This is a genomic window from Nocardioides sp., assembly GCF_035429765.1.
GTDB lineage: Bacteria > Actinomycetota > Actinomycetes > Propionibacteriales > Nocardioidaceae > Nocardioides.
On the sequence record NZ_DAOMFK010000157.1, the window covers coordinates 1 to 7264 of the forward strand.

Annotated in this window: 8 protein-coding genes; 3 read left to right on the top strand and 5 right to left on the bottom strand. The window is 69.9% G+C overall.

What is annotated here, in order from left to right:
- The 4 genes from PLP61_RS12965 to ctaC form a co-directional block, all read right to left on the bottom strand.
- Positions 1-1199, bottom strand: a 1199-nt coding sequence (locus PLP61_RS12965; RefSeq protein ID WP_324503151.1) for a L,D-transpeptidase, incomplete at its 3' end; no start/stop codon positions are given.
- 100 nt (positions 1200-1299) lie between these two features.
- A complete protein-coding gene (locus PLP61_RS12970; protein WP_324503152.1) occupies positions 1300-1716 on the bottom strand; it encodes a cytochrome c oxidase subunit 4 in 417 nt (138 codons plus the stop codon).
- Positions 1713-3434: an aa3-type cytochrome oxidase subunit I gene (ctaD, locus tag PLP61_RS12975; protein ID WP_324503158.1), complete on the bottom strand. Its 1722-nt coding sequence runs from the start codon at positions 3432-3434 to the stop codon at positions 1713-1715. Before ctaD ends, PLP61_RS12970 begins: the two co-directional genes overlap by 4 nt.
- A gap of 26 nt (positions 3435-3460) precedes the next feature.
- A complete protein-coding gene (gene ctaC / locus PLP61_RS12980) occupies positions 3461-4339 on the bottom strand; it encodes an aa3-type cytochrome oxidase subunit II (RefSeq protein ID WP_324503153.1) in 879 nt (292 codons plus the stop codon).
- Positions 4340-4433: 94 nt separating this feature from the next.
- Between ctaC and PLP61_RS12985 the strand changes: the two genes are divergently transcribed.
- Both PLP61_RS12985 and PLP61_RS12990 read left to right on the top strand, forming a co-directional pair.
- Entirely contained in the window at positions 4434-5591 is a 1158-nt protein-coding gene (locus PLP61_RS12985; protein WP_324503154.1) for a cysteine desulfurase family protein, read from the top strand.
- On the top strand, positions 5588-5824 hold the full coding sequence (locus PLP61_RS12990; RefSeq protein WP_324503155.1) for a sulfurtransferase TusA family protein: 237 nt from the start codon (positions 5588-5590) through the stop codon (positions 5822-5824). The genes PLP61_RS12985 and PLP61_RS12990 overlap by 4 nt, the downstream gene beginning before the upstream one ends.
- 11 nt (positions 5825-5835) lie before the next feature.
- On the opposite strand, the gene PLP61_RS12995 is transcribed toward PLP61_RS12990, so the two are convergent.
- A complete protein-coding gene (locus tag PLP61_RS12995) occupies positions 5836-6810 on the bottom strand; it encodes a carbohydrate kinase family protein (protein ID WP_324503156.1) in 975 nt (324 codons plus the stop codon).
- 64 nt (positions 6811-6874) lie between these two features.
- On the opposite strand from PLP61_RS12995, the gene PLP61_RS13000 reads away from it, so the two are divergent.
- Complete coding sequence (locus PLP61_RS13000) at positions 6875-7123, top strand: hypothetical protein (RefSeq protein WP_324503157.1); 249 nt, start codon at positions 6875-6877, stop codon at positions 7121-7123.
- Positions 7124-7264 lie beyond the last annotated feature (141 nt).

Sequence of the window (7264 nt, forward strand, 5' to 3'; positions counted from 1 at the left end):
TCGAAGGGGAGGTTCCAGTCGCCGTAGCCGTTGTCGAGCGTCATCGGACGGTCGGTGCCGGTGTACTCCACCACGTCCCCGCGCTTGGAGATGCTGTAGAGCCAGGCCGCGTTGTCGGTGGACATGCCCGTGCACCCGTGGCTGACGTTCGCGTAGCCCTGGGAGCCGACCGACCAGGGTGCCGCGTGCACGAACTCCCCGGAGTAGGTCAGCCGCATGGCGTACTCGACGTTGTCGATGTCGTAGGCGTCCGGGCTGCCCGCGGCGATCCCGACGGTCTCGGAGTTCATCCGCTTGCTGCGGTACTTCTCGATGATCACCTTCACGCCGGAGCGGGTGGTGAACCCGGGCTTCCCGGTGGTGATCGGGATCGTGCGGACCAGCTGTCCGTTGACGAAGGTGCGCATCTGGTGGGTCTGGGCGTTGACCCTGCTGATCACGGAGTCGCCGACGTGGAACTGGACCCGGCGGCTCTCCTGGCCGTAGACGCCGTCGCCCGCGGGCACGCTGTTGACGTCCACGTCGACACTGACGTCCGTGCCGGCCTTCCAGTAGTGCGCCGGGCGCCAGTGCGCCTCATAGCCGCTGAGCCAGTACCACGAGCCCCGCTGCCGCGGCACGCTGGTGACGGTCATGTGCCGCTCGAAGGAGGCCTTGTCCGTGACGGGCACGTCGAAGGTGACGATCACCGGCATGCCGACTCCCACGGTCTCCCCCTGCAGGGGTGCCACCGACGGGTAGGTCTGCTGGTCCAGGGTGAGGTCCTGGGTGCGGAAGGTCGACCGGGAGCGCACCCGGGCGCCGTCGGAGCGCAGCGCGACGCTCGTCACGACGTACTGCTGGCCGGGCTCAAGGCGACCCGACGCGGTCCAGGAGGTCCGGTCGGCCGACATGCTCCCCGCCAGACGCCGCTGCCCGCTGCGCACCGCGACCGAGTCGAGAGTGCCTCCGGTGGCGTCGACCTCGAGCTCGGTCGACACCGGCACGTCGCGAGTCCGCTTGCCGAGGTTCGTGGTGACCCGGACCGGCGTGGGCGCGGTCGGCGAGGCCGACGCGGCCGGGCTCTGCGCGTCCCCGGCAAGGGCCTGTCCACTGGACTCGCAGGAGGTCAGCACCGCGGCACCGAGGACGGCCAGGGTCACCGTGGCGACCCCGGGGCGGACCCGGCGGCGCAGAGCGCCGGCCCAGCGTGCGGACATGCAGGACTCCCCTTCCCGGAAGCGACGGTCGTCGGGGAAGTCTAGCCGACGCCGCAGACCCTTCCGGAATCGTTGCGGTCGGCGAGCCGCCCGGATCGGCTCAGTGGGAGTACTCGCCCCGGTAGTACTCGAAGACGAAGCCGCACAGCGCGACCGCACCCAGGCCGGCCCCGATGATCACCAGCCACCAGGCACCCATCGCGACGCCGTAGACCATCGTGGCCAGGCACAGCGCGCACCACAGCGGCCACCAGGAGTACGGCGGGAAGAAGCCCAGCTCGCCGGCTCCCTCGGCGATCTCGGCGTCGGAGCGGTCCTCGGGCCGGGCGTCCATCTTCTTGGCGTGGAAGCCCAGGTAGAGGGTCACCATCAGAGCCAGCAGCATGGTCATCGCCAGCGCGACGGTGCCGGTCCAGTCGGGGTCCCCCAGGTTCGCCTTGGTGGCGAACCAGTACGCCGGCGTGACGATCAGGAAGAACAGCGCGGTGGCGCCGAAGATCCAGGCCTCGATCTTCACCGCTCGTCCTCCTTGTTCTCGACGTGGCCTTCCACGACGTCCTCGCGGCCCGTGGTGTCCGGCAGGTCGGCCGGTCCGCCCTTACGCTCGGCAGGGTTGTGCTCGAGCTCAAGGGCCGCGATCTCCGGGTGGTGGAGGTCGAAGGCGGGAGACTCCGAGCGGATCCGCGGCAGCGTCTCGAAGTTGTGCCGCGGCGGCGGGCAGCTGGTGGCCCACTCCAGGGAGCGGCCCCAGCCCCAGGGGTCGTCGGTCTCGACCAGCGGGGACTTCCGCGTGATGTAGAGGTTGTAGAAGAACGGCAGCATCGAGGCGGCCAGCACGATCGACCCGACGGTCGAGAGCTGGTTCAACCCGGTGAACCCGTCCTCGGGCAGGTAGTCGGCGTACCGGCGGGGCATGCCCTCCACGCCGAGCCAGTGCTGGACCAGGAAGGTGGTGTGGAAGCCGACGAACAGCAGCCAGAAGTGGACCTTGCCCAGCGGCTCGTTGAGCATCCGCCCGGTGAACTTCGGCCACCAGTAGTAGAAGCCGGCGAACATCGCGAACACCACGGTCCCGAAGACGGTGTAGTGGAAGTGCGCGACCACGAAGTAGGAGTCCGACACGTGGAAGTCCAGCGGCGGTGACGCCAGGATGACGCCGGTGAGCCCCCCGAACAGGAACGTGGTCAAGAAGCCCAGGGTCCACAGCATGGGCGTGTCGAACGAGACCGACCCGCCCCACATCGTGCCTATCCAGTTGAAGAACTTCACGCCCGTGGGCACCGCGATCAGGAACGTCATGCCGGAGAAGAAGTCCAGGTCGACGGCCCCGGTGACGAACATGTGGTGCGCCCAGACGGCCACCGACAGCATCGCGATCAGCAAGGTGGCGCCCACCAGGCCGATGTAGCCGAAGATCGGCTTGCGGCTGAAGACCGGGATGATCTCGGAGACGATGCCGAAGAACGGCAGCGCCAGGACGTACACCTCCGGGTGGCCGAAGAACCAGAACAGGTGCTGCCACATGATCGGGCCGCCGTGGGAGGTGTCGAACACGTGCGCACCCAGGGCGCGGTCGGCCTCGAGCGCCAGCAACGCGGCGGCGAGGATGGGGAAGATGATCAGCACCAGCAGGCTGGTGACCAGCGTGTTCCAGGTGAAGATCGGCATCCGGAACATGGTCATGCCCGGAGCCCGCATGCAGATGATCGTGGTGATGAAGTTGACGCCACCCAGGATGGTGCCCAGACCACCCAGCCACAGGCCCATCACCCACAGGTCTCCGCCGACGCCCGGGGAACGTACGGCGTCACTCAGCGGCGTGTAGGCGAACCAGCCGAAGCTGGCGGCACCGGAGGGGGTCAGGAACCCCGAGGCCGCGATGATGCCGCCGAAGAGGTAGAACCAGTAGCTCAGCATGTTCAGCCTGGGGAACGCCACGTCGGGCGCCCCGATCTGCAGCGGCATGATCACGTTGGCGAACCCGAAGAACAGCGGGGTCGCGAACAGCAGCAGCATGATCGTGCCGTGCATGGTGAACAGCTGGTTGTAGGTCTCGTCAGAGACGACCTGGGTGCCGGGGAAGGCCAGCTCGGCGCGCATCAGCAGCGCCATGATTCCGCCCAGGACGAACCAGACCATGGCGGTGACGAGGTACATCTTGCCGATCAGCTTGTGGTCGGTCGTGGTGAGGATCCTGACGACCTGCTTGCCGAGGGGGCGGCGCCCCTCCAGCACGGCGGTGGGCTGGGCTGCGGTGGCGGTCACTCGGTGCCTCCCTCAGTGGTGTCGGACTCCAGACCGGCCTGGGTGGTGGCTTCCTTGCCGCCGAGGATGACGTCGTCGGAGACGAACCCGGCCTCGATCCGGTCCTGCAGGTAGGCGTCGTACTCCTCGCGGGAGACCACCTCGACGTTGAAGAGCATCCGGGAGTGGTAGGTGCCGCACAGCTCGGCGCACTTGCCGGAGTAGGTGCCCTCCTTGTCGGGGGTCACCACGAACTCGTTGACCCGCCCGGGGATGACGTCCTCCTTGTAGAGGAACCCGGTGATCCAGAAGGAGTGGATGACGTCGGGCGAGTGCAGCTCGAACCGCACCGACTCGTCCACCGGCAGGACCAGGGTCGGGATGTAGGAACCTGTCCCGAACTCGTAGACGTTCTTGCCGTCCGCGACCGGCTCGTCGACGTAGTTGAAGGTCCACGACCACTGCTGGCCGACCACCACCACGGTGTGGTCGGCCTCGGGGATCTCGGTCAGGTCGTGCTGGATCCGGACCGTGTGGGAGAACAGCACCAGGATCATGATCATCGGTGCGATCGTGTAGAAGATCTCGAGAGGGAGGTTGTACCGCGTCTGGACGGGCACGTCGTCGTCGTGGCGACGCCGGTAGCGCCAGATCACCCAGAAGATCAGGCCCCACACCAGGGCGCCGGTGAGCAGCGCCACCACCCAGGACCACTGCCAGAACTCGAGGATCTGCCACGCCTCCTTGGTGGCCGGCTCGGGCATCGCGCCGCGCTTCCATTCGTCGCGGACCTCGGCCGAGCACGACGTCAGGAGCAGGAGCCCTGACCCGAGCGCCGAGACCAGCGCCAGCCGCCGCCAGGGCGAGACCGGACGCTTCGGGAGCTGCACACCCACGAGGAGCCTCTCTGTCGTACCAGCACGAATCAGGGTGAACCTTAGCCGAATCCACACAGGATTGAGCCCCCGGGGCACCGGGTAAGTTCGGCGTGTGGCAATTCCGGCTGCTCACGCAGGGGAGCGATCCCCCGGCTACCTGGACGCGGCCTCGTCCGAGCCGTTGCACCCGGCGGCCCTCGAGGTCCTCCGGGGTGCCCTCGAGCGGGGGCACGCCGACCCGCGGCGGCTGCACGCTGCCGGACGGGTGGCCCGGCTGATGCTCGACCAGGCCCGTGGTGTCGTGGCCGAGACGCTCGGGGTGCGCCCCGACGAGGTCAGTTTCACCGGCTCGGGGACGGAGGCGGTCCACCGGGGCCTGCTCGGGCTGCACCGAGGGCGGGCCCGCTCCGGCCGGGCCATCGCCTGCTCGGCCGTGGAGCACTCGGCGGTCCTGCACGCAGCACGGTGGAGCGGGGCTCCGCTGCTGAGCCTCCCTGTGGACCGGCTGGCACGGGTGGACGCCGAGGCGGCGGGCCGCCAGGTCGCCGGGTCCGCCGAGCCGGTCGCGCTGGTGGCCGTCCAGAGCGCCAACCACGAGGTGGGCACGCGGCAGCCGGTCGCAGCCCTCGCCGAAGAGCTCGGGGAGACGCCTCTGTTCGTCGACGCGTGCGCGAGTGCCGGTCGGGAGCCGCTCCCGGTGGGTTGGTCCGTCGCCGCCGCCTCGGCCCACAAGTGGGGAGGCCCGGCCGGGGTGGGGCTGCTGCTGGTCCGCAAGGGCGCGCGCTGGCGCAACCCGTTCCCCGGCGACGACCGGGTGGACGAGCGCTCGACGGGCTTCGAGAACGTCCCGGCCGCGCTCGCGGCGGCGGCCGCTCTCCAGGCCGTGGCCGCCGAGCGGGCAGAGACGGCGGCACGCCAGGCCGCACTCATCGACCGGGTCCGTGCCGCGGTGGCCACCGCGGTGCCCGACGTCGAGGTGGTCGGCGACCCGGTCGACCGGCTGCCGCACCTGGTGACGTTCTCGTGCCTGTACGTCGACGGCGAGGCCCTGGTCAGCGAGCTGGACCGGCACGGCTTCGGGATCGCCAGCGGGTCGGCGTGCACCGCCTCCACGCTCGAGCCGAGCCATGTGCTGGCCGCCATGGGGGTGCTCACGCACGGCAACGTGCGGCTCTCGCTGACCCGGGACACCACCTCGGCGCAGGTGGACCGGTTCCTGGCCGTTCTGCCGGGGATCGTCGCCGGTCTGCGGGCCCGGGTGGGCCTGTGAGTGCGGTGCACCTCGAGCTGGACTGCCGCGGCCAACGCTGCCCGCGACCGGTGATCGAGCTGGCCCGCCACCTGGGGGAGGTCGCGGTCGGCGAGGTGGTGGCCGTGGTGACCGAGGACGCGGCGGCCGCCACCGACGTACCGGCCTGGTGCCGCCTGCGCAGCCAGGAGTACGTCGGGCAGGACGTCGCCGAGGACGGAACCCCTCGGCAGCTGGTGCGCCGACTGTCCTGACTCCCGGCTGCTCAGGGCAGGTGCCGGGCCACCTCGTCGGCGGCCGCCTGGCCGTACGCCCCGGCCACCCGCGCCACGAACTGCCCTGCGGTGAAGGAGTACTCCTGGGTGCCGACCGACTCCACGACGTACGCCGCGAGCACGCAGCCCACCTGCGCGGCCCGCTCCAGCCCCACCCCCCAGGCGAGGCCGGCGAGGAAGCCGGCCCGGAAGGCGTCGCCGACGCCGGTGGGCTCGACGGCGTGCACGTCGGAGACCGCAGGCAGCTCGAAGGTGGCCAGGCCGCGCCCCTGGACACGGACGCCGCGCGGGCCGAGCGTGGTCACCTGGATGTCCACCCGGGCCAGCACCTCCTCGGCGTCCCAGCCGGTCTTGTGCTGGATCATGTGCGACTCGTACTCGTTGGAGAAGAGCAGGGTCGCCCCGTCGATGAGCTCTCGGATCAGCTCCCCCTCGCTGAACGCCAGCTGCTGGCTGGGGTCGGCGATGAAGCGGTAGCCACGCTGACGGCACTCCTCGGTGTGGCGGCGCATGGCCTCCGGGTCGTCGGGGCCGACCAGCACGTAGTCCGGCTCCCCCACGCGTCGCACGATGGGCGCCAGCTCGATCATCCGAGCCTCGCTCATCGCACCGGGGTAGAACGACGCGAACTGCGCCATCGCCGCGTCGGTGGTGCACACGAAGCGCGCCGTGTGCCGACTCTCCGAGATGTGCACCGAGTCGCAGTCGACCCCGTGCCGCTCCAGCCAGGAGCGGTAGTCCGCGAAGTCCTCCCCCGCCGCGCCTACCAGCACCGGCCGCAACCCGAGGCGGCCCAGCCCGTAGCACATGTTGGGGGCGACCCCGCCGCGGCGGATCTCCAGGTCCTCGACGAGGAACGAGACCGACAGCTTGTCGAGCTGGTCGACCACCAGCGAGTCCGCGAACTTCCCCCCGAAGGTCATCAGGTGGTCGGTAGCGATCGATCCCGCGATGAGCAGCGACATGGCAGCCAACACTACCCTCCGGTAGTGCTAGGGATACCCGTGAGTAGGGCCTAGCGTCGGGCGCATGGACGCATCAACGCCCTCCTCCCGTCTCGCCTACGCGGAGCTCGGGACACCTCGAGAGATGTACGCCGACTGCCAGGCCGTGGGTCACAACCTCCGTCTCCCCCGGCTCGAGCAGGTGGCACGCGCTGCCGTCCAGCCAGCGCCCAGCATCCGCTTCGAGGACCAGCCCGAGGTCGGCAAGCGCGAGATTCGCGTCACTGATGCGGCCGCGCGTCTGGCCAACGCCCTGCACCTTCACCTGGACTGAGGCCGGACGCGGCAACCCCCACAAAGACAGAGTCCCCGCCGCGTGACGCGACGGGGACTCTGCTGTCAGGGCTGGGCCGCGGGAGCCTCAGTGGAAGGAGTCGCCGCAGGCGCACGAGCCGGTGGCGTTCGGGTTGTCGAT

What these genes read in the sequence shown, in the direction of transcription:
- PLP61_RS12995 (WP_324503156.1), bottom strand. Translation starts at nt 6,810, where the DNA reads ATGTCGCTGCTCATCGCGGGATCGATCGCTACCGACCACCTGATGACC.
- PLP61_RS13000 (WP_324503157.1), top strand. Translation starts at nt 6,875, where the DNA reads ATGGACGCATCAACGCCCTCCTCCCGTCTCGCCTACGCGGAGCTCGGG.